The 26614-nt window shown below is 63.6% G+C and carries 26 protein-coding genes; 21 read left to right on the plus strand and 5 right to left on the minus strand.

The features are described from left to right. The first annotated feature begins 201 nt into the window (after positions 1-201). The 11 genes from A3Q7_RS0100795 (at position 202) to A3Q7_RS0100845 (ending at position 13188) form a co-directional block, all read left to right on the plus strand. The gene (locus tag A3Q7_RS0100795; RefSeq protein ID WP_018409941.1) at positions 202-2223 is read left to right on the plus strand and encodes a methyl-accepting chemotaxis protein; all 2022 of its coding nucleotides are present in this window, start codon (positions 202-204) and stop codon (positions 2221-2223) included. 279 nt (positions 2224-2502) lie between these two features. Then, on the plus strand, positions 2503-3753 hold the full coding sequence (locus A3Q7_RS21240; RefSeq protein WP_269745081.1) for a methyl-accepting chemotaxis protein: 1251 nt from the start codon (positions 2503-2505) through the stop codon (positions 3751-3753). A gap of 87 nt (positions 3754-3840) precedes the next feature. Then, positions 3841-4809, plus strand: a complete 969-nt coding sequence (locus tag A3Q7_RS0100805) for a chemotaxis protein (RefSeq protein WP_018409943.1) — start codon at positions 3841-3843, stop codon at positions 4807-4809. Between the two features lie 17 nt (positions 4810-4826). Beyond that, complete coding sequence (locus A3Q7_RS0100810; protein ID WP_018409944.1) at positions 4827-5771, plus strand: chemotaxis protein; 945 nt, start codon at positions 4827-4829, stop codon at positions 5769-5771. Positions 5772-5785: 14 nt separating this feature from the next. Then, entirely contained in the window at positions 5786-6184 is a 399-nt protein-coding gene (gene cheY, locus A3Q7_RS0100815) for a chemotaxis response regulator CheY (RefSeq protein ID WP_026224336.1), read from the plus strand. 22 nt (positions 6185-6206) lie between these two features. Beyond that, the gene (gene cheZ, locus A3Q7_RS0100820) at positions 6207-7070 is read left to right on the plus strand and encodes a protein phosphatase CheZ (protein ID WP_018409946.1); all 864 of its coding nucleotides are present in this window, start codon (positions 6207-6209) and stop codon (positions 7068-7070) included. 123 nt (positions 7071-7193) lie between these two features. Beyond that, positions 7194-9122 carry a chemotaxis protein CheA gene (locus tag A3Q7_RS0100825; protein ID WP_018409947.1) on the plus strand — a complete coding sequence of 643 codons (1929 nt, stop codon included), beginning with the start codon at positions 7194-7196 and terminating at the stop codon, positions 9120-9122. A 315-nt stretch (positions 9123-9437) separates the two neighbouring features. After that, on the plus strand, positions 9438-9788 hold the full coding sequence (locus A3Q7_RS0100830; protein ID WP_018409948.1) for a hypothetical protein: 351 nt from the start codon (positions 9438-9440) through the stop codon (positions 9786-9788). 58 nt (positions 9789-9846) lie between these two features. Then, positions 9847-10176: a DUF3135 domain-containing protein gene (locus A3Q7_RS0100835; RefSeq protein ID WP_026224337.1), complete on the plus strand. Its 330-nt coding sequence runs from the start codon at positions 9847-9849 to the stop codon at positions 10174-10176. Positions 10177-10292: 116 nt separating this feature from the next. Continuing rightward, entirely contained in the window at positions 10293-11432 is a 1140-nt protein-coding gene (gene flhB, locus A3Q7_RS0100840) for a flagellar biosynthesis protein FlhB (protein WP_018409950.1), read from the plus strand. A 124-nt stretch (positions 11433-11556) separates the two neighbouring features. Then, positions 11557-13188 carry a methyl-accepting chemotaxis protein gene (locus A3Q7_RS0100845; RefSeq protein WP_018409951.1) on the plus strand — a complete coding sequence of 544 codons (1632 nt, stop codon included), beginning with the start codon at positions 11557-11559 and terminating at the stop codon, positions 13186-13188. A 68-nt stretch (positions 13189-13256) separates the two neighbouring features. Here A3Q7_RS0100845 and A3Q7_RS0100850 read toward each other — a convergent pair whose 3' ends face one another. Next, the gene (locus A3Q7_RS0100850) at positions 13257-14042 is read right to left on the minus strand and encodes an outer membrane lipoprotein (RefSeq protein WP_026224338.1); all 786 of its coding nucleotides are present in this window, start codon (positions 14040-14042) and stop codon (positions 13257-13259) included. A 297-nt stretch (positions 14043-14339) separates the two neighbouring features. On the opposite strand from A3Q7_RS0100850, the gene flhA reads away from it, so the two are divergent. The 6 genes from flhA to A3Q7_RS0100880 are packed head-to-tail and all read left to right on the plus strand — an operon-like array spanning position 14340 to position 21180. After that, positions 14340-16448 carry a flagellar biosynthesis protein FlhA gene (gene flhA / locus A3Q7_RS0100855; RefSeq protein WP_026224339.1) on the plus strand — a complete coding sequence of 703 codons (2109 nt, stop codon included), beginning with the start codon at positions 14340-14342 and terminating at the stop codon, positions 16446-16448. Next, the gene (flhF, locus tag A3Q7_RS0100860; RefSeq protein ID WP_018409954.1) at positions 16445-17947 is read left to right on the plus strand and encodes a flagellar biosynthesis protein FlhF; all 1503 of its coding nucleotides are present in this window, start codon (positions 16445-16447) and stop codon (positions 17945-17947) included. The genes flhA and flhF overlap by 4 nt, the downstream gene beginning before the upstream one ends. After that, complete coding sequence (locus A3Q7_RS0100865) at positions 17940-18818, plus strand: MinD/ParA family ATP-binding protein (protein ID WP_018409955.1); 879 nt, start codon at positions 17940-17942, stop codon at positions 18816-18818. Before flhF ends, A3Q7_RS0100865 begins: the two co-directional genes overlap by 8 nt. A gap of 31 nt (positions 18819-18849) precedes the next feature. Continuing rightward, positions 18850-19566 (plus strand): RNA polymerase sigma factor FliA, encoded by a 717-nt coding sequence (locus A3Q7_RS0100870; RefSeq protein ID WP_026224340.1) that lies wholly within the window; start codon positions 18850-18852, stop codon positions 19564-19566. Positions 19567-19576: 10 nt separating this feature from the next. Further along, a complete protein-coding gene (locus tag A3Q7_RS0100875) occupies positions 19577-20341 on the plus strand; it encodes a flagellar motor protein (protein ID WP_018409957.1) in 765 nt (254 codons plus the stop codon). Further along, positions 20338-21180: a flagellar motor protein MotB gene (locus tag A3Q7_RS0100880; protein ID WP_026224342.1), complete on the plus strand. Its 843-nt coding sequence runs from the start codon at positions 20338-20340 to the stop codon at positions 21178-21180. The genes A3Q7_RS0100875 and A3Q7_RS0100880 overlap by 4 nt, the downstream gene beginning before the upstream one ends. A gap of 16 nt (positions 21181-21196) precedes the next feature. Here the strand turns inward: A3Q7_RS0100880 and A3Q7_RS19100 are convergent, their stop codons facing one another. The 4 genes from A3Q7_RS19100 to flgA all read right to left on the minus strand — a co-directional run bounded on the left by A3Q7_RS19100 (position 21197) and on the right by flgA (position 23736). Beyond that, complete coding sequence (locus A3Q7_RS19100; protein WP_018409959.1) at positions 21197-21613, minus strand: Spy/CpxP family protein refolding chaperone; 417 nt, start codon at positions 21611-21613, stop codon at positions 21197-21199. Between the two features lie 263 nt (positions 21614-21876). Then, the gene (locus A3Q7_RS0100890) at positions 21877-22371 is read right to left on the minus strand and encodes a flagella synthesis protein FlgN (RefSeq protein ID WP_018409960.1); all 495 of its coding nucleotides are present in this window, start codon (positions 22369-22371) and stop codon (positions 21877-21879) included. A 7-nt stretch (positions 22372-22378) separates the two neighbouring features. Next, positions 22379-22693, minus strand: a complete 315-nt coding sequence (gene flgM, locus A3Q7_RS0100895; protein ID WP_026224343.1) for a flagellar biosynthesis anti-sigma factor FlgM — start codon at positions 22691-22693, stop codon at positions 22379-22381. A 152-nt stretch (positions 22694-22845) separates the two neighbouring features. Next, positions 22846-23736, minus strand: coding sequence for a flagellar basal body P-ring formation chaperone FlgA (flgA, locus tag A3Q7_RS0100900; protein WP_018409962.1), 891 nt, complete (start codon positions 23734-23736; stop codon positions 22846-22848). 101 nt (positions 23737-23837) lie between these two features. On the opposite strand from flgA, the gene flgB reads away from it, so the two are divergent. The 4 genes from flgB to flgE are packed head-to-tail and all read left to right on the plus strand — an operon-like array spanning position 23838 to position 26610. After that, positions 23838-24251 carry a flagellar basal body rod protein FlgB gene (gene flgB / locus A3Q7_RS0100905; protein ID WP_018409963.1) on the plus strand — a complete coding sequence of 138 codons (414 nt, stop codon included), beginning with the start codon at positions 23838-23840 and terminating at the stop codon, positions 24249-24251. Positions 24252-24288: 37 nt separating this feature from the next. Beyond that, positions 24289-24690 (plus strand): flagellar basal body rod protein FlgC, encoded by a 402-nt coding sequence (gene flgC, locus A3Q7_RS0100910; protein WP_018409964.1) that lies wholly within the window; start codon positions 24289-24291, stop codon positions 24688-24690. 10 nt (positions 24691-24700) lie between these two features. Next, complete coding sequence (locus A3Q7_RS0100915; protein ID WP_018409965.1) at positions 24701-25375, plus strand: flagellar hook assembly protein FlgD; 675 nt, start codon at positions 24701-24703, stop codon at positions 25373-25375. Positions 25376-25389: 14 nt separating this feature from the next. Further along, positions 25390-26610, plus strand: coding sequence for a flagellar hook protein FlgE (gene flgE, locus A3Q7_RS0100920; protein ID WP_018409966.1), 1221 nt, complete (start codon positions 25390-25392; stop codon positions 26608-26610). The last annotated feature ends 4 nt before the right edge of the window (positions 26611-26614 follow it).

Here is a 26614-nt window from a genome sequence, read left to right on the forward strand (position 1 = left end):
CGTTGCCGGCGCGAAAAGTCCGCTCCGCGGTGTCCGCCCAATGGCCGGAGCGCACGCCATGGCCGCTTTAGTTGTACCAGACCTGACCGTAAACGATTGCGAGATCAATATTCGGAAGACGTGCCTTCACCAGGTGGCGCAGTACGCCGCGCCACCGAGCGTGCATATGCCCTGAACCTGCATAGCCCGGAGTAACCGCCCATGAATGCCCTGCTGTCGCCCGCCCGCATCCTGATGTCGCGCCTGCGCTTTGCGCCGAAAATGATGCTGGTTCTCGGCATCCTTCTGCTTTCCATGGTCGTCTTGTTCGCGGTGCTGGTCAGCTTCCGCCTGCAGGCGGTCAAGCAGATGGAGAACGAGCGCACCGGCTCCGCCTATATCCGCTCGCTCATCGCCACCTTGGTGGCCGTGCAGCAGCACCGCGGCCTGTCCTCCACCTGGCTCAATGGTGACGCCTCGCTGGCCGGGAAGGTGGACGCCAAGGCGGCGGACGTCGAACAGTCGCTGGCGGCGCTGGACAAACTGGCCGTCGCATCGCCGGATCTGCTGAAGCAGACGTCCAATCTCGCGCGCATGCGCGACGAGTGGACGTCGGTCCGGCAGCTCATGCAGGGTTCGTCGGGGCTGGACAACTTCCGCCGGCATTCGGCGATGATCGACAATCTGCTGAATGACTTTCGTGTCGTGGCCGACAGTTCGGGCCTCAGCTTCGATCCGTATGCCGACAGCTACACACTGATGGAAGCCGTGGTATCGGTCGCACCGATGACCATGGAGAACCTCGGTCGTCTGCGCGGACGTGCGTCCTCCATCGTCGCCTCCGGCTCGCTCTCGCCTGAGGCTGCGTCAGAACTTGGCTCGCTGATCATCCTGTCGCGCAGCCAGATCGCGCAGATGGATCGCGTGCTCGAACGTGTGCTGACTCATGCGCCGACCGCGGCGGCGGCCGCATCGGTCGATATCGAGGCCTTGCGGGACAGCTTTTCCATCGCCTCGCTCACCATCGAATCCAGCGTGCAGTCAGGCCAGTTCTCGATGCCGGCGGGCGATGTGTTCAAGCTCGCGACCGGCCCCGTGGACGCGTCGCAGAAGGTGGCGACCACCTTGCTCGATGCGCTCGACACGATACTCGATGGCCACCGTACCCGGTTGATGCGGGAGTTGTGGCTCACCTTGAGCGGGGTGTGTGTGGCCGCGCTGTTTTCCATCTACATGGCGCTCGGACTGTATGCATCGCTGAAGGACTCGATCGCGCACACCATCGCCGGCGGACACAAGCTGGCGGAGGGTGACCTCACCGCTCGCGTCCATGTCGCATCGCGCGATGAGTTCGGCGAGATTGCCGACAGCTTCAACCAGATGGCGGACAGCCTGGCGGCGCTCATCGCGCAGGTGAAATCGGCTGCCGGCGAGGTCGGCGACGCCACGCTCAAGCTTGCCTCGGCCACCCAGCAGATCAGCCATGCCTCGGCGACGCAAAGCCAGTCGGCGTCCGCCATGGCCGCCACCATCGAGGAGCTGTCGGTTTCCATCAACAGCGTGTCGGATGGGGCTGAAGACATGCGCAAGCATGCCGACGCGAGCCGGACCGAGGCCAGCCATGGTCATCATGCGGTCGATGCCGCCAGTAGCGAGCTCGATTCAGTGGCGCATGTGGTCGACGAGATCGCACGCGAAGCGGGTGCCTTCGTCGACAGCACACGCACCATCAGCAGCATGACCCGTCAGGTCAAGGACATCGCCGACCAGACCAATCTGCTGGCGCTGAATGCCGCAATCGAGGCCGCACGCGCCGGCGAACAGGGGCGCGGATTTGCCGTCGTGGCGGACGAAGTGCGCAAGCTGGCCGAGAAGTCGGCGTCCTCGGCGATGGAAATCGAACAGGTGACCCGCACGCTCGAACAGCGGGCCGGCGGGGTCGACAATGTCGTGAAGCGCGGCGCGCAGGCCATCGGCAATTCGCGCAGCGAACTGGCCCAGGTGGTGGCCGCGCTGGGCCGCGCCGCCGAGGCGGCTGCCTCGACTGCACACGGCATTTCCGGCATCGCCGAATCGGTCAGCGAGCAGACGGTGGCCAGCCAGGAGGTTGCGCGGGCGGTGGAACAGATCGCACAGATGAGCGAACAGAACAACGTGGCCATCTCGGCCATGGCGGGCGAAGCCCAGCATCTGCGAGGGCTTGCGCTGACGCTGGAAGAGGCGGGCAAACGATTCAGGGTGTGAGCCTCCGCTGTCCAGAAACTGGACAGTCATTCCTTGCCTGCGCTCTACGAACACTTATACACGTACGGATTTAGTTTGTAACTTTAGTAATAGGCACCTTAGCCGTAATCCCTGCCACACGATCTGTCAGCGCGCCAGGACGACAGGGGTCGTTTCCTCCGGCTTCGCCGATTGATTTTTTCGTGTCAATCTGAGGGGAATGATTATGTTTGGCAGCAAAAACAAGGCGCTGGTGTCGAAGTTGCAGGAGTGCGAACGCGTGCGGCGGCCTCCAGAGCCTTGCTTGACGCGCTTGACCGCTCGATGGCGGTCATCGAATTCTCTCCCGATGGCAGGGTGCTGTCTGCGAACGACAATTTCCGGCGGGTCATGGGCGTGACCGAGGCCGATCTTGCGGGGGCCCACCACAAGCGTTTCTGCGAGCCGTCCTACGTGGCTTCGTCAGCCTATGCGGAGTTCTGGCGCAAACTGGCCAGCGGCGACTTCATGTCGGGCCGCTTCAAGCGCATTGCCGCCGACGGCCGCGAGGTGTGGCTGGAAGCGAGCTACAACCCGGTGCGCGGTGCCGATGGACGGGTCGTACGCGTAGTCAAGATGGCCAGCGACATCACCGAAGAGGTTCGCGCTGAGAGCGAAATGGACAGCGTCATGAAGGCGCTGCACCGGTCCACTGCCATCATCGAATTCAATCTCGACGGCACCATCATCACCGCCAACGACAATTTCCTGAAAACGATCGGCTATTCGCTGGCCGAGATCAAGGGGCGTGCCCATTCGATGTTCTGCGATCCCGATTACGTCGGTTCGCCCGAATACACGCAGTTCTGGAACCGCCTGCGCGGCGGCGAGTTCTTCAGCGGCACTTTCCGGCGCATCGCCAGCGGCGGGCGCGAACTGTGGCTGGAAGCGAGCTACAACCCGGTTTTCGACGCGAGCGGCAAGCTGTACAAGGTGGTCAAGTTCGCGTCCGACATCACGCGCAAGAAGCAGCAACAGCAGGCGGAACAGGATAGCGCGCGCGTCGCCTACCGCATTTCCAGCGAAACCGATTCGATTGCCAGCGAAGGTGCGTCCATCATCGAAAAGGCGGCCGCCGAGATGAGGGCCATCGCCGGTAATGTCAAGCTGACCTCCGAGCGTGTGGGCGATCTCGGACACCAGTCCGACCAGATCACCACCATAGTCAAGACCATACGGGACATTGCCGACCAGACCAATCTGCTGGCGCTGAATGCGGCGATCGAGGCGGCGCGCGCCGGGGAGCAGGGACGTGGCTTCGCGGTGGTTGCCGACGAGGTGCGCAAACTGGCGGAACGGACCAGTCTGTCGACGAGCGAAATCGGCGCCATGGTGCAGAACATACAGGTTGGCACGCGCGCCGCCATCGAAAGCATGGAGGCAAGCCTGACCAAGGCCGATAACGGCGTGGAGCTTGCGTCCAGCGCGCTTGAGGCGATAGGCCGCATCAGCAGCGGTGCGCGCGAGGTGGTGGAGGCGGTGAGCCGCTTCTCGTCGGCCGTCGAGTCCTGAATCTGGCTCAAGTGAAGCGGCCCGCTGCCGTTAAAGGACAAAGTAGCCGGTTCTATTCGTGCCACTGACCAGACAGACGAGGCCGACATGTCAGAGTTGCTGAAGAATATCGATGCCCGCACCAAGCTTGCGGGCACCAACAAGCTCGAAATACTGATGTTTTCGCTCGGGGTGGACAGCCGCACCGGCAAGCGGGAAACATTCGGGATCAATGTGTTCAAGGTGCGCGAGGTCATGCGCACGCCGCCGGTGACCGCGGCGCCGGAAATGCCGGCGGCGGTCGAAGGCATGGTGAGCCTGCGCGGCGCACTGGTGCCGGTGGTCGATCTGGCGAGATTCGCGCAGTTTCCCAGCGAAACCAGCCGCGAAGTGATGATCGTGACCGAATACAACGGACACACCCAGGGCTTCCTGGTCGAATCGGTGGATACCATCCTGCGTCTGGACTGGTCGCAGATGCGCGTGCCGCCGGCCATGCTCACCGCCAATCTGGGTGGCCTGGTCACCGCGGTGACCGAACTGGCCGATGGTCGCCTCGTCATGATGCTGGATGTCGAGAAGATCCTGGCCGAGACCGCAGACATCGATAACGAAATGGTGTTCAAGGACATCCAGCCCATCGGTGTCGAGAACGCGACCGTCTTCTTCTGTGACGACTCTCCGGTTGCCCGCAGCCAGATCACCCGCACCCTGGACGCGATGGGCGTGCGCTACGTGAGCGCGATCAACGGCGCGCAGATGTGGGCGGAACTGAAGAAGGTGGCGTCCTATGCCGAGTCGTCGGGCCGCAAGGTGGGCGATCTGATCAATGTCATCCTGACCGACGTCGAAATGCCGGAGATGGACGGCTACATCCTGACCAAGAACATCAAGGCCGATCCGCGCTTCATCGGCATTCCGGTGGTCATGCATTCGTCGCTGTCCTCCGGATCGAACCAGCAGCTCGGCCGCTCGGTCGGCGTGGATGAATACGTGTCGAAATTCGAGGCGCAGCGCCTGGCAGAAACCATAGGCCGCCTGATACATCGCAGCGTCACGAATCGCGCGGCAGCCTGAACCGGAGACGAGACATCATGGACAGAACCGATCAGAACCTGCTGGAGCAGGTTGATGCCCGGACCAAGCTTGCCGGCTCGAACAAGATGGAAATCCTGCTGTTCTCGCTCGGCACGCACGAGCTGTTCGGCATCAATGTGTTCAAGGTGCGCGAAGTCAGCCGCACGCCCACCATCACGCCCACGCCGAACATGCCGGGCGGGGTCGAGGGCCTGATTTCGCTGCGCGGCAATGTGATTCCGGTGTTGTCGCTGGCGGGCATCATGAACCTCGACGGTGCGCCCGAAGGCCTGGGCGGCGCCATGATGGTGACCGAATACAGCAAGCGCACGCTGGGCTTCCTGGTGCACGAGGTCGATCGCATCATCCGGGTCGATTGGGACCGCGTGCGTGCCCCAGAATCGGTGGTGACCAGCGAGCAGCTCTACATTACCGCCATCACCGAACTCGACGACGGGCGCCTGGTGTCCATCCTCGACGTGGAAAGCATCATGGCGGGCACTTTCGGCGAAACCGCGATATCGGATATCCCGCCGCTGGGTAACAACTACGATCCGAACGTTTTCTTCGTCGATGATTCCGCGGTCGCCCGCAAGAAGATTGCGGAAGTCCTCGACAAGCTCAATATCAAGCACAAGCACGCCACCAATGGCGCCGAAGCCTGGACGCGGCTGCAGGGCATGGCTTCGCACTCGACCGCTACCGGCCGTCCGCTGACCGAGGAAATCGACCTCATCCTGGTCGATGCCGAAATGCCGGAAATGGATGGCTATGTGCTGACGCGGAACATCAAGAACGACCCGCGCTTTGCCGAAATACCGGTTGTGATGCACTCGTCGCTGTCATCCGAAGCGAACCGTGCAATGGGCAAGAGCGTTGGCGTGGATGCATATGTCGCGAAGTTCGATGCCGAAATTCTGGCCGACACGCTGCGTCCGCTGCTGGCAACACATAAAGCCTGAGAGAGGTAGGCACCATGTCAGATCCCAAGATGAAGTTTCTCGTTGTCGACGATTTCTCGACGATGCGCCGCATCGTCAGAAACCTGCTCAAGGAGCTCGGTTTCACCAATGTGGATGAGGCCGAGGACGGCGCGATCGCGCTGCAGAAGCTCAAGGCAGGTGACTTCGATTTCGTGGTGACCGACTGGAACATGCCGAACATGACCGGCATCGAGCTGCTGCGCGCCATTCGTGCCGACGCCGCGCTCAAGGCCTTGCCGGTGCTCATGATCACCGCCGAGGCGAAGAAGGAGAACATCATCGAAGCGGCCCAGGCTGGCGCCTCAGGCTACATCGTGAAGCCCTTCACCGCCGGTACGCTCAGCGAAAAGATGAGCAAGATCTTCGAGAAGATGAACCAGAAAGCCGCCTGATCAGGCATCGGAGGATGACATCGTGAGTAAGCTGAAGCTTGACGAAGCTGGCGATTCCGACGATCTGCAGGCGCTGTTCGACAGCATTGCCGCGGAATCGACGCCGCAGAAGGTGCGTCTGGAGGTTGTTCCGGAGGCATCCAACAGTCCGGTGGTGAGCGGGGACAATCCCGACCTCGAGGCGCTGTTCGACAATCTGTCGACCGAATACGCACACACCCACATCGAACCGGAAGCTGCCGGTGCGGACGCAGCGAATGCGGCTGCGGATGAGGAACACAGTTGCGAAGTGGTCTACAACAAGGTCGGTCATCTCGCACGCCAGTTGCACGACACGCTGCGCGAGCTCGGGTATGACCATGCGCTGGAGGATGTGGCGGAACAGATGCCCGACGCGCGCAGTCGCCTGAACTACGTCGCTCAGATGACCGAACAGGCCGCCAGTCGTGTGCTCAATGCAACCGATATTGCCGTGCCCATGCAGGATGAGGTCGAAAAGCGCTCGGCGGCGCTGCACGAACGCTGGGACAAGCTTTTCCGCAACGAACTGTCGGTGGACGAATTCAAGTCGCTGGCTGCGGAGACGCGCGGTTTCCTCGGTGACGTGCCGGGATTTGCCCGCGACACGCGCGCGCAGCTCAACGAAATCATGATGGCGCAGGATTTCCAGGACCTGACCGGTCAGGTGATCAAGAAGATCGTCGAAATGTCGCAGAAGCTGGAACAGGGGCTGCTGCAGGTGCTGATCGAGTCGATGCCCGAGGAAACGCGCAAGAAGACGCCCGAAGGCCTGCTCAATGGTCCGGTCATCAGCGCAGCGGGACGCGACGATGTCGTGAGCAACCAGGAGCAGGTCGATGACCTGCTCGAAAGTCTCGGATTCTGAGCAGAGCAGTCAGGATGCATCCAAACGACAGGCCGGCGCCCCGCCGTTGGCCCCAAGAACACGGCAGCACGGCGGATGGGGCAGTGTCCGCAACAGGAGCGAAAAATGAGTGACTTTCAGGGAATGGAAGATCTGTTGCAGGACTTTCTGGTCGAGGCAACCGATCTGCTGTCCGGGGTGGACAACAAGCTGGTCGACCTCGAGAAGAGTCCGGGTGATCGCGGGCTGCTGAACGAGATTTTCCGCGGCTTCCACACCATCAAGGGTGGCGCGGGCTTCCTGAACGCACACGAACTCGTGTCTCTGTGCCATCTGACCGAAAACCTGTTCGACAAGCTGCGCAACGGCGAGATGGACGTGACGCCGGTCGTGATGGACGTCATTCTGGACGCCACCGGCATCGTGCGCGACATGTTCGGCTCGCTCGAACGCGGCATGCAGCCGACGGCCGCAAATCCGGGCGTGATGTCGCGTCTGCGGGCTGCGCTTGAAGGCCAGCTCTCTGATGGCACCGACCCGGCGGCCACCGCCGCCGTCGCTGCGGCGGCCACCGCCGCCGTCGCTGCGGCGGTCGCGCCGGAGCCGGCTCCAGCACAAGGCGTGCCATCGGCCGCCGCCGCGCCGGTCGGCGCCGAGCCGGACTGGGTATCGCTGCATCAGGCGGTCACCGGCGTGGTGCCCTCTGCACCGCAGGCGGTACCCGAGCCGGCTGCCGCCCGCTCGGCCAACGACGCCGGTGCGAATGCTGTCGTGAATGCGGCCTTCGGCCGTCGTGCCGGCGACCGTCCGGGCACCTCGGCGCCGGCCGGACGGCGCGACGCGGAAAAGAGCCGCGACAATTCCATCCGCGTCGATACCTCGCGACTGGACCAGGTGCTCAATCTGTCGGGCGAAATCGGCCTTACCAAGAACCGCCTCACGTCCCTGCGCGCCGACATTCTGGCCGGCAAGGCCGACAGCGACACCTTGCACGCGCTCGATGCCGCCGTCAGCCAGCTCGATCTGCTGGTGTCCGATCTTCAGAACGCGGTGATGAAGACCCGCATGCAGCCGATCGGGCGCCTGTTCCAGAAGTATCCCCGCATCGCCCGCGATCTTGCGCGCAGCCTCGGCAAGGACGTCGAGCTGGTGCTGGCGGGGGAAGAGACCGAGATCGACAAGACCATGATCGAGGATCTGTCCGATCCCATCATCCACCTCATCCGCAATGCGGTTGATCACGGCGTGGAAACACCGGACGAACGCATGGCGCAGGGCAAGCCGGGCAAATCCATGGTGCGTCTGGAAGCGCGCCAGGAAGGTGACCACATCGTCATCATGGTGGCCGACGACGGCCGTGGCATGAGTGCGGAACGACTGCGCGCCAAGGCCATCGAGAAGGGCCTCATCACGGACGAGGAAGCCAACACCCTGGACGAGCGCTCCAGTCTCAACCTGGTGTTCCTGCCGGGCTTCTCCACGGCCGCCACGGTGTCCGATGTGTCCGGACGCGGTGTTGGCATGGACGTGGTGAAGACCAATATCCAGAAGCTGAATGGCTCGATCGAAATCCGTTCCACCCAGGGCAAGGGCACGACCTTCGTCATTTCCCTGCCGCTCACGCTGGCCATCCTGCCGGTGCTGCTGGTGCGCCTGGTCGAACAGCACTTCGCGGTGCCGCTGTCCATGGTCCGCGAAATACTGCCCATCCAGCAGGAGGATATCCAGGAAGTGGGCGGTCGCGCCACCATGGTGGTGCGCGGAGAAGTCATGCCGGTATTGCCGCTGGCACGGCTGCTCGGTTGGCCGCAGAAGAATCATCCGCAGTATGGCGTGCTGATGCAGTCGGCCGAGTCGTCCTTCATCCTGGCGATAGACAGCTTTGCCGGCCGGGAGGACGCCGTGATCAAGAGCCTGGACGACTTCCGTCCCAAGGGCGTGGCCGGCGTGACCACGCTTTCCAATGGTCAGATCGTGCTCATCCTGGACATGAAGGAACTGTTGAGTTCGATGGGCGATACGCGCGGCGTGTCCCGCTCCAGCCTGATCGGCAATATCGCTCGCGCAGCCTGATCGATCGGCGCCTGCAGCGTGAGGGCCCGCCGGTTCGCGCCGGCGGGCCTTCGTCTTTCCGCGTCCGGGACGGGTTGTCGGGGCGAGGCAATGTGAATTTCGGCAACAAGCGTGGCGCAGTGCTCGAAACGAGAAACCAGGCCTGGCGCGGGTTTGCGCCACACGTCTTCATGTGGTTGGCGCGCGAAGGGCGCGGAGCAAGCATCTTCGGGACTTTCGCCCGTGAGCTCCTCTGCCCCTAAAGAGTCCTCGCGCGGGGTCGATATGCCCTTTATCCGCGGCATACGCCGAACGCCTTTCCGATGGAGTACGACCATGGCCGAAGCCACCCTGATCCAGCCCGTATCGTCCCCCTTCCCGTCTGCCGCCATGTTGCCGGCAGCCAGCGTCCAGGCGCATCACGCTGAAATCATGCGTCTGATGGATGCGATCGAAACGCTGGGCACCGAAGCCATGGTGGCCGCGCTGAACCTTGCAGGCGAAGCGTCCGAAGCCGATGCGCGCGGGTTGTTCATGCGCGCCCAGGAAGTGCGTGCCTGGGTGCAGACCACGCTGGACATGGTCAACACCGAAGCGCTGTGTCCGGACCTTTCCGGCCAGCTTGCCTATCAGGGTGTGGAACAGGCGGCACGATTGGTCGCCGCACGTGAAACGCTGCCGCGCTGAAGTCCGGCTGAATCTGGTCAAATCGCCGTAACGGAAAACTTACGGCCGAGGAAACCGAGTGTCGAATTCACCTGAGCAGGACTTCGATTTTGATGTCTGGAGAGAGCTGGCGCAGTCAGACCCACAGACGTATTTCGCGGAGCGTCAACGCGTGATCGAGCATTTCATCAACACCTGTCCGCCGGAAAAGCAGGCCGTGCTGCGTGATCTGCAGGGGCGCATCGACGCGAGCCGTGCCATGGCCGGTTCGCCCAATCAATCGGTGCGCGAATTGTCACGGATGATGGAGGACTACCTGCTCGCCTTGTCGGAGCGCCTGATGGCCCTGCATCGCGAAACGTCCGCGCTCCAGACCTCGCTGCGACAGGGCTTGCGCGGTTCGTCCTGAGCGACGCTCTCCCGTTTGCCGGCACAGAAGCCGGCTTGTTGCCGGTCTTTTCCACGGATGCAAGCCGACCCGGCTCTGGCACAGTCCGCTGATCGACATGGACAGGATCGGCGCTCGTGGCAGAAGAGAGCGATCTGGAAAAGACTGAACCTGCGTCACAACGCCGCCTGGACCAGGCGCGCGAAGAGGGGCAGGTCCCCAGTTCGCGCGAACTGGCCACCTTTCTCGTCACCGTGACCGGTGTCGCCGGCATTTACGCACTGGGCGGCTGGATGTGGCCGCGCAGTGCGCAGTTGCTGCGCGATGGACTGACCCTGGATCGGCGCCAGGTCTTCGATCCGTCGGCCATGTTCGACGTGCTGATCGATCGCGCGACGGACGGACTGGTGTTGCTTGCGCCGCTGTTCATTGCACTTATCGTCGCGTCACTGCTGTCCCCTTTCCTGATGGCGGGCTGGAATTTCGCTCCCAAGGCGCTCGCTCCCAAGTTCTCGAAGCTGAATCCCGCCGCAGGGCTCAAGCGGATGGTGTCGACGACTGCGCTGATCGAGCTGGGCAAGGGCATAGGCAAGGCCAGTGTGGTGGCTGCCGTGGCGGTGTGGGTGATCATGCGCGATCACGAAAAGCTGTTTGCGCTGTTCGGCACCCCCATCGACGTCGCGCTCGGAGCGACCGGCGATCTCGTGCTGATGGCCACGCTCATTCTGGTTGCCGGCATGGCCTTCATCGTGGCCATCGACGTTCCCTACCAGGTCTGGCACTACCACGACGGACTGAAGATGACCAAGGAGGAGGCCCGTCAGGAATTCAAGGAGCAGGAGGGTGATCCGCAGGTGAAGGGGCGCATCCGTCAGCAGCAGCGTGAAATGGCGCGCAGTCGCATGATGGCCAATGTGCCCAAGGCCGATGTCGTGGTGACCAATCCGACTCACTACTCGGTTGCATTGCGCTATGACGCCGCCCGCGGTGGTGCTCCGCGCGTCATTGCCAAGGGGGCGGGCGAGGTCGCGCTGCGCATCCGCACCCTCGCTGCCGAACACGACGTGCCGCTGGTCGAGGCGCCGCCTCTGGCTCGTGCGCTGCACAAGCACTGCGAGCTCGAACAGGAAGTGCCGGCCCGCCTGTTCAGGGCGGTGGCCGAAGTGCTCGCCTATGTCTATCAGCTCAACGAAGCCTTTGCCGCAGGCAGTGAAAAACCGCGCCCGCCGGGGAATCTTCCGGTGCCGGAAGACCTTGATCCCGGTGCCGACGACTGATCGCGCGCGCGCCCCCGGAATGCCGTATCGCCGTTCGCGCGGCTCAAGACCGGCGTCATCGATGCCGTAAAGAAGGTCGTGTTCCAGAACCGCTCCATCGATCGCTCACGTCCCGGAGACCGTCGTGAAGAATCTGTCCATTTCCGCTCGCCTGGCACTGGGTTTTACCCTCATCACGCTGATTTTCGCGGCGGTCGCCGTATTCATCGAAATCCAGGCGAACCAGGTGTCGGCAATCGCCCGATTGCTGTCTGAACGCACCCAACCCAAGGTCGAGGTCATCGCCGATCTGAATGATGCGGTCCAGCGGGTACGCGTCTACACCCGCAGCGCCATCATCGAGACGGAAGAGCAGAAGATGGCCAAGGTGCGCGAGCAACTCGATCATCACCTCGGGAACCTTTCGGCCAGCACCGAGCGGCTCGCGCATCTGATCGCACTGCCCGGGGCAGCGCCGGAGGAGGAGAAGCTCTTTGCCGACGTGCGCGAACGCCTGGCGCAGTTCTCGTCCATCACAAAGCAGATCGGGGAGCTCGCCTTCGCGAACAGGAACCAGGAGGCGAACGAACTGCTTAACGCAAAACACGGCCCTGCGGCGATGGCGCTGAACGAGACGACAACGGTGCTCAAGAATCGCATTCGGAGCGACAGTTCCACCGCCTTGAAAGCATTGAATGACGACGCCGATGGTCTGACCATCGCCGTCATCGTTGCTGCCGCCATGTTCATCGTGGCCAGCGTGCTCATTTCCGTCATGATCACGCGCAGCATCGCTGGTCAGATCGGATCCACGCTGCAGGTGGTCAAGCGCATTGCTGCCGGCGACCTGACACAGGACATCCAGCCGGAAGGGCGTAGCGAAATCGCCCTGCTTCAGGCCGAAGTGCAGGCGATGCAGCGTTATCTGCGCACCATGGTTCACACCATAGGCCAGGCGACTTCGGAGCTCGGGCAGGCGGCCAGCCAGTTGTCGCAGGCGACGCAACAGGTGCGTTCGTCGTCGGACAGCCAGGCCGGACTTGCCTCGTCGATGGCCGCATCGCTCGAAGAGCTGTCGACCTCGATCAACCATGTCAGCGAGCTCAGCGGCGAGGCGCGGCAGGTATCGGAGCGGGCAGGCCAGTCGGCGTCGGCGGGTGCAGACGACATCGGGCAGATGGTGGATCAGATCCGCGACGTGACGTCCGGTATCGAACAGAGCGCGGAGCGGGCCCAGGCACTGGGCCAGGAGGTATCGCGCATCACCAGCATCGTGCACGTCATCCGCGATGTCGCGGACCAGACCAATCTGCTTGCGCTCAATGCCGCGATCGAAGCCGCGCGAGCCGGAGAGATGGGACGCGGTTTTGCCGTTGTGGCGGACGAGGTGCGCAAGCTTGCCGAGCAATCGGCGCGCTCGGCATCGGAAATCACCGATATGGTGGGCCGGATACAGAAGGGTGCAATCGAAGTTTCGGAGCAGATGCAGGGTACGGTCGAACGCGTACGCGGCGGACTTGCGTCAGCCGAAAATGGTCGCGAACGCGTGCTCGATATCGATCGCAGCTCGCAACAGGTGGTGGGGACGATTTCGGAAGTGTCGGGGGGGCTGCAGGAACAGGCGACCGCCAGCCAGGAACTTGCCCGCCGCGTCGAGCAGATCGTGCAGATCGTGGAGGAAAACGCCTCCTCCGCCGGCGCGGTGGCCGATTCCGCCAGTCAGCTCGCAGGCCTGTCGTCGCGCCTTCAGGATGAAGTGAGCCGTTTCAGGGTCTGATAAAAAAACGGGCACCACAGGGGTGCCCGAAAGGGTCCTCAGAGAGAGGAGGAGGAAAAACTGTCCACTCAGCTCGCGGGTACGATGCGCTGTCCTTCGAGCCTTACGCGGTCGCCGGTGCGCCAGGGGGGCTCGTTGTCGAACGAAACCGTGCGGTAATCACCGTTCTCGAGTCTTACGCCCACTTCCCATCGTGACGCGGTGCGCTGGGTCTTTTCGACCTGGTGACCTGCATAGGCCCCGCCCGCAATGCCGATGAGCGTGGCTATTGTCCGACCGCTGCCCTTGCCGACCTGGTTGCCGAGCAGACCGCCAACGACGCCGCCCGCGGCTGCGCCCAGTCCGCTCGCATCTGCGGCCACCTTGAGTTCCCGCACCGATTCGATCAGCCCGCATTGGGCGCAGACCGGCGCAACAGTGGGCTCGTGCGCGACCGGTGGCGGGGCGGGAATCAGGTCTATACCCGAATCGTAGTTCGCTCCGGTGTCCGCCACCTTGACCGTCGTACCCGTGCGTTCACCGACGCGATGTACCGCATGTCGGGCTTCCACTTTGTGGGTGGCCGGCTTTGAAGCAGCCACTTTGGGTGCGGGCTCTGGGCGCGGGCTGGCCGGCAAGGTCTTTTCCTGTGCAGCCGGAGGCGCGACGGCTACCTGCGAAGATGGCGCTGGCGATGCATCGACCACCGGCGCCTCCGGCGATGCCGGGGCGGTCTGCGGGATGGCGGTCGGCGAACCCAGCCATCCGCTCATCCGGGCAATGCCCACCACGCTGAACAGCGTGACCGATAGTGCGGCTACCCATAGCGCGGGGTGCAGGGAACCGACTGGACGGGATCGAGCCGGTGCGTTCATGGTGTCGTCTCCATGTGTTCATGTGTTGATCCACGCCACAAGTAACGCATGCAACGGCGAACGAGGGACAAGGGCTTTGTAAGGGCGTTTTGCGTCATTGCCGGGGCGACGGTCAGGTGTTGCGCCGCAGGATGGTGGCCATGGGGTGGGTGCGCCGGGCGAACGGAGGCCGCGGTCTGACACGGCAGTGCGGTGCGCTCGGGCATCCCCCGCTCGCGGTCCGTTCCGCCCAATAGCCGGGGAAAACCCCTTTTCTTTCTCAGGTCTGATGGACACAGCCTGCGATGAAATGTGGTCATGGCTACCTCTCTGTCACTCCGTCAGATCGTCGGCACCCCGAACATCCGCCAGATGGCCGCGCCGCTGCTCATCGTGCTCATCCTGTCGATGATGGTGCTGCCGTTGCCGACCTTCGTGCTGGATGTGTTCTTCACCTTCAACATCGCCATGTCGGTCATGGTGATGCTGGTGGCGCTCTACACCACGCGCGCTCTCGACTTTTCGGTCTTCCCGACCATTCTGCTGGTCACCACGCTGTTGCGCCTTTCGCTGAACGTGGCCTCGACCCGCGTCGTGCTGCTCGAGGGGCATACCGGCCCGGATGCAGCGGGCAAGGTGATCGAGGCTTTCGGTCACTTCCTGGTCGGGGGCAACTACGCGGTGGGCATCATCGTGTTCGTCATCCTCACGGTGATCAACTTCGTGGTGGTGACCAAGGGCGCCGGACGCATTGCGGAAGTGGGCGCACGCTTCACCCTGGATGCCATGCCCGGCAAGCAGATGGCCATCGATGCAGACCTCAACGCCGGCCTCATCGGTGAGGAGGAGGCGCGTCGTCGGCGCCGCGAGATTGCCGACGAGGCGGACTTCTACGGCTCCATGGATGGCGCGTCGAAGTTCGTACGTGGCGACGCGGTCGCCGGCATCCTCATCCTGCTCATCAACATGGTGGGCGGTCTGCTGATCGGTGTCATGGATCACGACATGAGCGCGGGTCAGGCCGCCAAGGCCTATGTGATGCTGACCATCGGTGATGGTCTGGTCGCACAGATTCCTGCGCTGGTGATATCCATTGCGGCGGGTCTGGTGGTGTCGCGCGTCGGCAGCGATGGCGACGTAGGTGGCCAGTTGATCGGCCAGCTCTTCGGCAATCCGCGCGTGCTGGCGATTTCCGCCGGCATCATGGGCCTGATGGGCATGATTCCCGGCATGCCCAATTTCGTATTCCTGCTGCTGGCCGCGATCCTCGGCTACTTCGCATGGCGTGGATTCAATGCTGCGGCTTCCCCGGAAGTGCGCGAGGCGGCGGAAAAGGCGGCTGCGGAGAAGGCCAGTGCGCAGGCGGTGACGCCGCCCGAGCAGCAGGAAGCGGCATGGAGCGATGTCGTGCCGGTCGATACCCTGGGGCTGGAGGTTGGCTATCGACTCATCCCGCTGGTCGATCGCGGCCAGGACGGTGAACTGTTGAAGCGCATACGCGGCCTGCGCAAGAAGTTCGCCGCGGAGATCGGCTTCCTGACCACGCCTGTGCACATCCGAGACAACCTTGAACTGAAGCCGAATGGTTACCGCATCACGCTCAAGGGCGTCGAAGTGGGCAGCGGCGAGGCGTATCCGGGCAGCCTGATGGCGATCAATCCCGGACGCGTGGCCGGTGTGCTTCCCGGTCGCGAAGCCAGGGATCCGGCGTTCGGACTGCCTGCGGTGTGGATAGAACAGGGCTTGCGCGAGCAGGCTCACGCGCTGGGTTACACCGTGGTCGATGCGTCAACCGTCATCGCCACCCACCTCAACCACCTCATCCTGACCCATGCGGCGGAGCTCTTCGGACGTCAGGAGGCGCAGGCGCTGCTCGATCACGTCGGACGTGAACAGCCGAAGCTCATCGAGGATCTGGTTCCGAAGGCACTTCCGCTTGCCGTGGTGCAGCGGGTGCTGCAAAGCCTGCTGGAAGAGGGGGTGGCCATCCGCGACATGCGCTCCATCATCGAAACCCTCGCCGAACACGCGCCGCGTACCCAGGACCCCATGGAGCTCGCCGCCCGCGTGCGGGTCGCTCTTGGTCGCGCCATCGTGCAGCAGCTATTCCCGGGCAACAGCGACGTACAGGTCATGGTGCTCGATCCGGGGCTGGAACGCCTGCTCGGTCAGGCGCTGAGCGGTGGCGCCGACGGGTCGGTCATCGAGCCCGGCCTGGCCGACACGCTTCTCAACGAGGTTGCCCGCAACGCGCAGCGTCAGGAAGAAATGGGGCTGCCTGCAGTGCTGCTCGTTCCCGCCCAGTTGCGCTGGCTGCTGTCGCGCTTCCTGCGCCGGGCGGTGCCCAGCCTCAAGGTTCTCGCGAATTCCGAAGTTCCTGAAACACGCACCATCAAGGTGACCTCTGTCATCGGAGTCAAGTCATGACGCCTCGCAAATATCTTGCCGCCACCGCCCGCGACGCTTTGCGGCGCATCAAGGAGGATCTCGGGTCGGATGCCATCGTGTTGTCGAACCGAGCGGTCGAGGGCGGTGTCGAGATTCTGGCGCTGCCGGCCAATGCGCTTGAAACGGTGACGGCATCGACGCTGAAGCCGGCGGTGCAGCCGCAGTTGCCGCCGGCTGCAGTCGAGCCGCCGCCTGCGCCGCCGATGCGCCCCATGGTTCCGCCTCCTGAAGAGGAGGGCTTCGAAGTCAGTCTGTCCACCTCCATGGCGGCGCGCCGTCCGGCTCCGACCATCGCGCCGCCACCCGTCGAGGTCAGGGCGCCGCGTCCTTGGCAACCCTACAAGCCGCGCGCGGCAACACCCAACGAGTTGCGCAACATGGCGCGCGGGCAGAGGCAGCCGGAAGCCGGTCAGTCGATGTCGGCGCATGCGGACCTGACGCACCGCGCCGCGGAGCCGGAGGTCCGTCGGCCGATGACGGCGCAGCACGCACCCGTGACCGAATCCGCGCCTGCCGACAGTGCCTTGCGTGAGGAACTGAACAGCATCCGCCGCATGCTCGAGCAGCAACTGGCAGGGTTCGCCTGGGGCGAAATGTCGCGTCAGTCACCGCTGAAGACCACGCTGGCTGCCGAACTGCTGGAATCCGGCTTCAGCGCGGTCACGACCTATCGCCTGCTCGATCAGATCGGCAGCTCGGACAGTCTGGCGGCCGCGCGCAACGAAGTTCGTGCGCTGATCGGTCGGGAACTGATCACGCTGGATTCCGACGCCGACATCATCGACCGCGGTGGCGTCTATGCGCTGGTCGGACCGACCGGCGTCGGCAAGACGACCACGACTGCCAAGCTGGCTGCGCGCTGCGTGGTCCGCCATGGCGCGGACAAGGTCGCACTGCTCACCACGGACGGCTACCGTATCGGTGCCCACGAACAGTTGCGCATCTACGGCCGCATCCTCGGTGTCCCGGTCCACGCGGTGCGCGATGCATCCGATCTGCGCCGCATGCTGGTCGAACTGCGCGACAAGCACATGGTGCTGATCGACACGGTGGGCATGAGCCAGCGTGACCGGGCGGTGACCGAGCAGATCGCCATGCTCTCGTCCAGTGGCGATGTGCGGCGTCTGCTGCTGCTCAATTCGGTGGCGCGGGCCGATGCGCTGGACGACGTCGTGCGCGCCTATTCTGCGCCGAATGGCGGTGCCGATCTGGCCGGCACCATCATCAGCAAGGTGGATGAGTCGGTCACGCTGGGGCCGGTCATCGATGTGCTGATGCGGCATCAGTTGCCGCTCTACTACGTGGCCAACGGTCAGCGCGTGCCGGAAGATCTGCACTTGCCCAATCGCACCTATCTGATGCACCGCGCGCTGCGCGCAGCGGATGCGGGATCGTCGCAGCACCTCAGCCCCCAGGATGCCGGTCTGTTGATGTCGGCTTCGCGTCGCGAACAGCGCAGCGGGGTGAGCCGTGGCTGACTTCATGCACGATCAGGCCTCCGGTCTGCGCGCCATGTTCCGACGCTTCCCGTCGCAACGCCTGGCCTTTGCCGGCGCGACGCCGGGCGCAGGCGCAACGTCGCTCGCCGTGGCGGCCGCGCTCGAAGCGGCGCGCAGCGGCCTGCGGGTAACCTTGATCGACGAGCACCAGGGGGCCGGTTCGGCCACCGCGCGGCTCGGTCTCACCTCGCGTGTCGATCTCCTGCAGGCGATCAACCGCGATGTGCCGCTGGCTGCTGTGCGGCGTACCTCGCAACACGGCATCGCCGTGGTGCCGGCAGCGCGGCTTGCCGTTGCGTCCGGTCAGCTCAACCGGCTGCAGACAGAGGCGCTCGATGAAGCGTTGAGTGAGCTGTCGCGCGACAGCGAACTGCTGGTGATCGACTGTGCGCCGGACGAAGGCGTGCTTTCAGCGCTGGCGCGGCGCGCCGACCGGCTGGCGGTCGTGACCATGGCGACCGGCGTAGGCATGACCGCCGCCTACGCGTTGATCAAGCGTCATCTGACCGGTAATGCGCCGGTCGCAACGGCGCGCGTCTGCCCGGTCCACGTTGGCGTCAGCCGGGTGCGCAGCGAGGTCGACGCGCGTCAGGCGTTTGCCAGTTTGAATGGCGTGGTGTCCGAGCATCTGGGCAGCGCGCTGCACTGGCTCGGTTGCCTGCCGACTGGATTCCAGCGACCTGCATTCTCGCCGGCCGGTGAGGATGCCCTCAAGATCGGTCGCGATCTTGCCGAAAAGCTCTTCGTGTCCCGCGAGCCGGAGCATTCCGCGCCAGACCGTATCCAGGACGGCGGCCTGCATCCCGACCCGAATGGTTTCAAAGAAGGAATTCCGGCCCGCGTGGCCTGAGCGCTCGACCGCCTGCTTCTGAGGACGAAACATGTATACCGCATCCGGAACATTGGACCGCGACCAGCTGGCGAAACACTATGCACCTCTGGTCAAGCGCATTGCCTACCACCTGATGGCCAAGTTGCCGGCCAGCGTTCAGGTCGAAGACATCATCCAGAACGGCATGCTGGGCTTGCTCGACGCGATGAGCCGCTACGAGGAAGGCCTGGGCGCACAGTTCGAAACCTACGCCGTGCAGCGCATCCGTGGCGCGATGCTGGATGGCTTGCGCGAGAACGATTGGTTGCCGCGCAGTCTGCGGCGCGACATGCGACGCATCGAAACCGCCATTCACACGCTTGAGCAGAAGAACGGTCGCCAGCCGACCGAGGGCGAACTTGCCGATTCGCTGGGCCTGCCGCTTGCCGAGTACCAGAAGATGCTGCAGGAGGCGCGGGGCTATCAGCTCGTTTATTTCGAGGACTTCACCGATGGCGACGACGACGACTACCTCGATCGCCACAGCGTCGGCACCGAAGATCTGGATCCGCTCGAGCGCCTGCTGGACAAGAACATGCGCGACGTGCTGGTGCGCGCCATCGGCGATCTTCCCGAGCGCGAAAAGACGGTCATGGGGCTCTACTACGAGGAGGATCTGAACCTGCGCGAGATCGGGGAAATACTCGGCGTGTCCGAGTCGCGAGTATGTCAGCTACACAGTCAGGCCATCGCTCGTCTGCGCAGCCGCATCGCCAGCCGCGCCTGAGCGTCATCCAATGGCGAGCCGCGTGGACAGACTGAGTCTGGTCGGCCTGGCCGTCGGCCTGGCCGCCATACTGGCGGGGCAGTTGCTGGAGGGCGGAAGCCTGTCCTCGCTGTTCCAGCCGGCCGCTCTGGTGATCGTGCTGGGGGGGACGCTGGGGGCTACGATGGTGCAGACCCGTTACCCCATCTTCATGCGCGGCATACGGATGCTGCGCTGGGCCTTCCTGTCTCCGCAGCAACGCCCTGACGACATGATCCGCAGGCTTGTAGCCTGGGCCCAGTTGTCCCGCCGCGAGGGCATTCTGGCGCTCGAGAAGCACGTCGGCAACGAACGCGATCCTTTTTTCCGCAAAGGGGTGCAGTTGCTGGTCGACGGGGCAGACGCGCAGCGACTGCGCGAGGTGATGGAAGTCGAGATCACCACCTACGAGAACACCATGCGCCAGGCAGCACGCGTGTGGGATTCCGCCGCCGGCTATGCGCCGACGATAGGCATACTGGGGGCGGTGCTCGGGCTCATTCACGTGATGGAGAACCTGGCCGACCCGACGCGTCTGGGCGCCGGTATAGCAACTGCCTTCGTCGCCACGATATATGGCGTGGGCAGCGCCAACCTCATTTTCCTGCCGATCGGCCGCAAGCTGCAGATGCATGTCACGCAGCTCATCGCGGTGCGTGACATCTTCGTCGACGGCCTGGTCGGCATCGCCAATGGCGACAATCCGCGCATCATCGAAGGCCGCCTGCTCGGCTATGTTGCCGAGGTGCCGGAGTGAGTGCTCCGAGGCGGCGGCGGTACGTGCCGGATTCCGACGAGAATCACGACCGTTGGATGGTGTCCTATGCGGATCTTGTGACCTTGCTGTTCGCTTTCTTCGTCGTGATGTACGCGATTTCTCAAGTGAACGAAAGCAAGTACCGGGTGTTGAGTGCGTCGCTGAATACCGCCTTTTCAGCCAATGACCGGATTCGCCTGATCGAGGTACCTGACGGGGCCGCCCAGGACCAGCGGATGCAGATCGAGCTGGAACAACTGCGCCAGGCACGTGCCGCACAGAAGGAGCAGGAGAGGCGGGAGCGGGCCGAGCGTGCCTCGACCGAACTGCGCGAGGCCTTGTCTGCTTTGACGCGCGAAGGTCAGGCGACGGTCACCGAAGGGGCGTTGGGCATCACGGTGGATCTCGATGCGAACTTCCTGTTCGGCAGCGGCGAGGCCTCCTTGCAGCCTGCCGCTCGCGACATCGTTGCGGCGATCGCCGGGGTGCTGCTTTACACCGACTTTCCGCTGGTGGTCGAAGGTCACACCGACAGCGTTCCGGTATCGGGGCCCCTGCAATCCAACTGGGCACTTTCCGCGCTGCGTGCAGCGTCCGTCGTCCAGGTGTTCCAGGAGCGCGGCATTCTCCCCGCGCGGCTCACTGCGGCAGGTCTTGCCGATCAGCGGCCGGTTGCCGGCAACGATACGGAACAGGGCAGGGCGCGGAATCGGCGCGTGTCCATACGGATCGAAACCTATCCGCAGGACAGGCCTGTCATGCCGCCGGGCGAGCGACCGGATGCAGGGCCGGCGGCTATTCCGGACGGAGCCCTGGGCTCCAGCTTCCCAAGGCTTTGAGCGCGCGTGGCCGACCTCAGCGTCCGCCGGGGGGAGGTCCGCCGCGATCACGACGACCGCGCCCCTCGGCGCTGCCGGGGCCGCTGCCACCGCCATTCGTCGCGAGACCTGAGTAGAGGGCGGGAACGGTCCCCGGCAGCAGGCGATCCGCGGTCTTGCGCTGGTCGGGATCGAGGCCTTCGTACAGTGCGGAGGCCGCTTCCGCGATATCTTCCATGGCACTCAGCCGGTTGCGCACCACGTCGACCTTGCGCTGGATCTGCTTGACCGCATCGACACGTGTCACCGGACGCGGATCCATGCGGTACTGGTCGGCCATCAATGCACCGATGGCTTCGCGATAGCTTTCCCACAGTACCTGCTGGCGCGCGCTCAACGACAGTCGCTGTTCCACGTCCGAGAGCTGGGCTTGAAGGGCGTCCCGCGGATTCATCGCGGCTGCGCCGCCGTCCTCCCGCATGTCACCGCCGCCGGCACCGGGCGGTCCGCGCCGTCCTTCGCGCTCGCCGTCGTCCGGAGGCGAGCCGGCACACGCGCCGAGCAGAACAGTCAGGGAAACGAGGCAGAGACGAGTGCGAACTGATGACATGATGTGAAGGCGACATGAAGACCTGCACATCCTGGCGGATGGTGGCAAACGCAGTATGAGCGTGGGTGAAGGCCGGTTTGCGCCGTGTAAGCGCGTGTTGCGGCGCTTCAGGCGCTGCCGAAGGAGCGGCGGCTGGTACGGGTGTGCGCCTGACCGTCGGGCCCGTAGGTCGAGGCCTGTTCGGCAGCGGACATGAGCACCGCGAGAGCCTGTTTGCTGGCTTTCATCTGGGCGCGGATGAGCGCCCCGTTGCGCACATTGGCATCGTGCGCTTCCTGCGCAAGCGTGATCAGGTCGCGAAACGACCTGGCGCACTGTGCCCAGTCCGGACCACTGGCAAACAGCGATTCGATCACTTCGCGGCTCGGGCGTATGCCGATGCGGGCGAGCAGGGCCGATCTGGCGTCACCCAGTTGCGCGAGCCGGCCATAGGCCTCGGATTTGCGGGCCGCCAGTACCGGAAGCGTATCCACGTCGCCCGCCTCCAGCGCCTGTCTCTCCTGCTGGAGGTGGCCGAGGGCGGTACGCAGCATCGAAACTTCCTCGGTCATCAGTGTGCCGAGGCGGGCGGACACCTGGGAGGCCAGTTCCGGAGACAGCATGGTTCGATCAGGTGGCCGGCCGCGCGCTCAACATCTGGCGCACGCTTTCGATCAGGCTGTCGGCAACACGATCCGCATTCACCTTGAAGCGGCCATCGGCGATCGCCTGCTTGATTTCCTCGACGCGGGCGCTGTCCACCACCGGTACGTTGGCGATCGTGGATTCCAGTTCGCGCAGTCGCGACGAGGTGCCCGAAATGTCGACCTGCGCGCCGGGCGCCGTCGTGGCGGATGTGGCACTGGTCGAGCTGCTGCCGTTGGTGCTGCGGGTGGCTGAAGTACCCGTGGTACCCAGCGGTTTTCCAGTTCCGTCGATTTTCACGATGAACCCTTTCATAAGACGTTCGAACGGTGTAACGACGCACGTCGAGAAAACTTTAGAACTTTTTGTAGGGAGTCGTCCTACACGGCACTCCACCGCCGACTATACCAACTATCGCCACCAGTACGGGTGCGCAAGATCACTGCTTCAGTTCAGTACACAACCTCGACTATTCCGCCTGCGCGTGCGACGCCGCTGACTACCTGGCCGCCGCCGGTCCTCACCTGCACGGTCTGTCCGGGTTGCGCGGCGGCAAGTGCGCGGCCGTCGTGGCTGATCGAGAAGCCCGTACCCCGTGCGAGCAGTTTCACGATCTGTCCCGACTGTACCGCCACCGGCGCCTTCAGCCAGTCCGCACGCAAAGGCTGTCCCGCAGCCATTGCGACGTTGACCGACAGGCCAAGCGCCTGCCGTGCGTCAATGATCATATTGGGTGGCAGCTCGGTCAGATCGCCGCGCATCGGCGCGATGTCGCCTTCGCCGACCACCTGTCCCCGCCCCAAGGCTCGCGCCGCGACCAGATATTCCCCTTCCACGCGGACGCGGGCCGGCACGAAGATCGTCCAGCTTGAGCCACTCAGGCATCTCACACCGACGTTTATCCGCCCCCACGCTCGCGCGCCGCTAGGCAGGAAAGCGTCCATCTGCTTGCATGCGCCCAGCGCAAGTCGCGGGTCGGCCTGCCCGATCTCGATGCTGATCTGTCCCGGCAGGCCGGCGGTCTGTTGAGCGAGCAACTGTTGAACGGCACTTCGCACGGGGTCCTGCACGTTCTGGCCGACAGCGCTGGCGCTCGCGAACAAGCACAGCATGGAAAGGAACATGGAAAGGAAAATTCGCAGCATCGTGATCATCTCCTGATGGATGACTGATTCGAACACGTGCTGTGCACGAAGCATGCCCGGATAAGAGAGGAATAAGCCGTGCACTTCTCGGCCGCCTTCTTCGGTGCCATCGCCCGTGAACCGTACCGTGTTCGCGCCGACGTTTGCCCTGGCCCGCCCGTGCTCGATGCGGCAAGCCTTGCCGGCAATACCCGTCATCCCGGCGGAAAGACGGGGTGCTAGCGGCGCTTTTTTGCCGATCGAGGGGCGGGAGTGCCACTTAAAGTGGCTGGCACGATCGCTGCAATGGGAGGGACATCATGCCGACCACACCTCTTGACCGACTGCTCAACCTGCCCCAGACCGCGCTGGGTGTGCGCGCTGCACGCCAGCAGACGCTGGCATCGAATATCGCCAACGCGGATACGCCGCACTACAAGGCCCGCGACATGGATTTCAAGGCGGCGCTCCAGACGGCGCTGGGCGGGGGGCTTTCCGGCGGCCCGGTGGAACTGGCACTCACGTCGAACCGGCACATCGGCGCGAAGGGCGGCAATGCGATGGACAAGACGCTGCTGTACCGCACCGAAACGCAATCAAGTGTCGATGGCAACACGGTGGACCTCGATGTCGAGCGTGCGGCATTCGCGGAGAACTCGGTGCATTACGAGGCGCTGATCAACTTCATCAATGGCCGTCTGCGCACCATGCAGCAGGCGATACAGGGCCAGTAGGCGACAGGAGGACAGAGCAATGCCCACGACAGGAAACATGTTCAATGTGTTCGGCATCGCAGGCTCGGCGCTGACCGCGCAGTCGGTGCGACTGAACACCACCTCCAGCAACCTTGCCAACGCCGACTCTGTGGTGACGGCAAATGGCCAGCCCTACCGTGCAAAGCAAGTGGTGTTCGAGATGAAACCTCTTGCCGAGGGCGGCGACGCAAATGGTGTGCGCGTCACCCAGATCGTCGAGAGCGCAGCGCCGATGCGGACCACCTTTGATCCCAACAATCCGGCCGCCGACGCCGATGGCTATGTACAGATGCCCAACGTCAATGTGGTCGAGGAAATGGTGAACATGATTTCCGCATCCCGTTCCTACCAGAACAATGCGGAAATGATGAATACCGCCAAACAACTGATGCTCAAGACCCTGTCCATCGGACAGTAAGGAGATAGCCATGGCCGTCAGCAGCACTTCCAGCAGCAGCAACATATACAGCTCGCTCAACAGCACGAGTACAACCAAGGAGACATCCGAGCTGGAAGAGGCACAGAACCGCTTCCTCACCCTGCTGACCACCCAGCTCAAGCTGCAGGATCCCTTGAATCCCATGGATAACGCGCAGGTGACGTCCCAGCTTGCCCAGATCAGCACGGTCGATGGCATCACCAAGCTCAACGAAACTCTCGAGAAACTGATGTCCAGCACCAGTGACAGCCAGCATCTGCAGGCTGCCGCACTGGTGGGCCACGCGGTGCTGGTCGAAGGCTCTGATCTGAGGCTTGTCGAAGGTCAGTCCATGGGCGGGATCGAGCTCGCGAGCGACGCCGACAGCGTGGTCGTCACCATCAAGGGTGCAAACGGCGTCGTGGTGCGGGAGCTGTCGCTGGGCGATCAGGAAGCGGGCATCGTCGAATTTGCCTGGGACGGCAAGGACGCATCTGGCACGGCGGTTGCTCAGGATGGTTCGTACTCGTTTTCCGTCAAGGCTGTGCAAAGCAACAAGACCGTGGTCGCAACACCTCTTGAACTGACCGTGGTCAACAGCATCGAGCGCAGCAACGGAACGACGAAACTGGATGTGGGCCAGAAGGATCTGGTTTCGCTGAACGACATCAAGCAGATCTACTGATCGGGAGTTGAATCATGGCTTTTCAGCAGGGTTTGTCGGGACTGAACATCGCGTCCAAGGCGCTGGATGCGATCAGCAACAACGTGGCCAACTCGACCACCGTCGGCTTCAAGCAGTCGCAGGCACTGTTTGCCGACATCTACGCGACGACGCTTGGAGGCGGAACGCAGGCCCAGATCGGTATCGGTGCCCGCATCAATGGCGTTGCCCAGCAGTTCTCGCAGGGCAACATCACGGTGACCGACAACCCTCTGGATATGGCCATCAATGGCGAAGGTTTCTTCCGGGTGACCAACAACGGCGAGGTGCTGTACTCACGCAACGGCCAGTTCAACGTCGACAAGGACGGCTACATCGTCAACGCTTCCGGCTATCGCGTTACCGGCTATGGCACCGATGCCAATGACAACATCGTCATTACCGCTCCGATTGATCTTCAGGTTGGCGACGCCCTGATGAGTGCGGATCCGAAGGTGACCAGCGAGGCCGCTATCTCGGTTACCTTAGATTCTCGTCTGACGCCGCCGACCACGACACCATTCTCGACCACCGATACATCCAGCTTCTCGTACTCGACTTCGCTGACAACCTACGATTCGCTGGGCAATCCTCATGTGCTCGGCATGTACTTTGTCAAGACTGCTACCGCCAACCAGTGGGAGCTCTACACCACGCTCGATGGAGGTGCCGCGGCCGGTCCGACCAACGTCACCTTCACGTCGTCCGGCGCTTTGAGCATGGTCCCGAGCACGGTCGCCCAGTCCTTCCCGATCACCACCGGTGCGGTGTCGCCGCTCGCTTTCACGCTCGATCTCGCGAACTCGAAGCAGTTCGGAGCCGCATTCAGTGTCGACGCAGTATCGCAGGACGGCTACACGTCCGGTCGCCTGTCCGGCCTGACTGTGTCCCCCGAGGGCATCGTTCAGGGCCGCTATACGAACGGACAGTCGCGCAATCTCGGTCAGGTCGTGCTGGCCACCTTCCAGAATCCCGACGGCATGGTTCAGCTCGGCAGCAACGCGTGGGCGGAAACCTCGTTCTCCGGTCCGCCCGCTGTCGGCACGCCGGGCACCGGTTCGCGCGGCGGGTTGCAGCCGGGCGCGGTCGAGGACTCGAATGTGGATCTGACCGCCGAGCTGGTGGACATGATCACGCAGCAGCGCGCATACCAGGCTAACGCACAGTCGATCAAGACCCAGGACCAGATCCTGCAGACGCTGGTGAATCTGCGCTGACGCG

Source organism: Methyloversatilis thermotolerans (genome assembly GCF_000372885.1).
Taxonomy (GTDB): Bacteria; Pseudomonadota; Gammaproteobacteria; order Burkholderiales; family Rhodocyclaceae; genus Methyloversatilis; species Methyloversatilis thermotolerans.

Coding starts and splice junctions, on each gene's coding strand:
- flhA (WP_026224339.1), top strand. CDS start 14,340: ATGGCTACCTCTCTGTCACTCCGTCAGATCGTCGGCACCCCGAACATC.
- flgC (WP_018409964.1), top strand. CDS start 24,289: ATGTTCAATGTGTTCGGCATCGCAGGCTCGGCGCTGACCGCGCAGTCG.
- flgB (WP_018409963.1), top strand. CDS start 23,838: ATGCCGACCACACCTCTTGACCGACTGCTCAACCTGCCCCAGACCGCG.
- A3Q7_RS0100795 (WP_018409941.1), top strand. CDS start 202: ATGAATGCCCTGCTGTCGCCCGCCCGCATCCTGATGTCGCGCCTGCGC.
- A3Q7_RS0100825 (WP_018409947.1), top strand. CDS start 7,194: ATGGAAGATCTGTTGCAGGACTTTCTGGTCGAGGCAACCGATCTGCTG.
- flhF (WP_018409954.1), top strand. CDS start 16,445: ATGACGCCTCGCAAATATCTTGCCGCCACCGCCCGCGACGCTTTGCGG.
- flgA (WP_018409962.1), bottom strand. CDS start 23,736: ATGACGGGTATTGCCGGCAAGGCTTGCCGCATCGAGCACGGGCGGGCC.
- flgE (WP_018409966.1), top strand. CDS start 25,390: ATGGCTTTTCAGCAGGGTTTGTCGGGACTGAACATCGCGTCCAAGGCG.
- A3Q7_RS0100805 (WP_018409943.1), top strand. CDS start 3,841: ATGTCAGAGTTGCTGAAGAATATCGATGCCCGCACCAAGCTTGCGGGC.
- A3Q7_RS0100875 (WP_018409957.1), top strand. CDS start 19,577: ATGGCGAGCCGCGTGGACAGACTGAGTCTGGTCGGCCTGGCCGTCGGC.
- cheY (WP_026224336.1), top strand. CDS start 5,786: ATGTCAGATCCCAAGATGAAGTTTCTCGTTGTCGACGATTTCTCGACG.
- A3Q7_RS0100870 (WP_026224340.1), top strand. CDS start 18,850: ATGTATACCGCATCCGGAACATTGGACCGCGACCAGCTGGCGAAACAC.
- A3Q7_RS0100830 (WP_018409948.1), top strand. CDS start 9,438: ATGGCCGAAGCCACCCTGATCCAGCCCGTATCGTCCCCCTTCCCGTCT.
- A3Q7_RS0100890 (WP_018409960.1), bottom strand. CDS start 22,371: ATGCTGTCTCCGGAACTGGCCTCCCAGGTGTCCGCCCGCCTCGGCACA.
- A3Q7_RS0100915 (WP_018409965.1), top strand. CDS start 24,701: ATGGCCGTCAGCAGCACTTCCAGCAGCAGCAACATATACAGCTCGCTC.
- A3Q7_RS0100810 (WP_018409944.1), top strand. CDS start 4,827: ATGGACAGAACCGATCAGAACCTGCTGGAGCAGGTTGATGCCCGGACC.
- A3Q7_RS19100 (WP_018409959.1), bottom strand. CDS start 21,613: ATGAATCCGCGGGACGCCCTTCAAGCCCAGCTCTCGGACGTGGAACAG.
- A3Q7_RS0100850 (WP_026224338.1), bottom strand. CDS start 14,042: ATGAACGCACCGGCTCGATCCCGTCCAGTCGGTTCCCTGCACCCCGCG.